This is a genomic window from Mitsuaria sp. WAJ17 (assembly GCF_014174515.1).
In the GTDB taxonomy this organism is placed as follows: domain Bacteria; phylum Pseudomonadota; class Gammaproteobacteria; order Burkholderiales; family Burkholderiaceae_C; genus Roseateles_B.
In genome coordinates this window covers 1-301 of the sequence record NZ_JACJUG010000177.1, presented here as the reverse complement: position 1 = coordinate 301, position 301 = coordinate 1, and the positions used below count along the sequence as shown (strand labels likewise).

Here is a 301-nt window from a genome sequence, read left to right as displayed (position 1 = left end):
AAAGCCGAAGAAGTGGTCATGTACACCACCACCGAATGCGGCTACTGCCACCAGGCCAAGGCCTGGCTGAACCAATACGGTTTTGCCTATACCGAATGCAATATGTCCGTCGACAGCCGCTGTGAATCCGAATTCGCGAGTTATCACGCGAATGGCACGCCCTTTCTGGTGCTGAACCGCCAGGGCCGCGAGCACCGCATGCACGATGGGTTTGATTCCGATGAATTCCTGGCGGCCTTGAGCGCCTGATTGACTGTGATGACTTTGCCGCTGGCTGTTCTTTTCAAGCTTCTCTCCCTGG

At 55.8% G+C, this 301-nt stretch carries 1 protein-coding gene; it reads left to right on the top strand.

Going from position 1 to position 301, the window contains the following annotated elements; all coding sequences use genetic code 11:
• A partial coding sequence (locus tag H5407_RS23955) for a glutaredoxin family protein (protein WP_183106953.1) occupies positions 1–249 on the top strand: 249 nt, incomplete at its 5' end.
• Between the last annotated feature and the right edge of the window lie 52 nt (positions 250–301).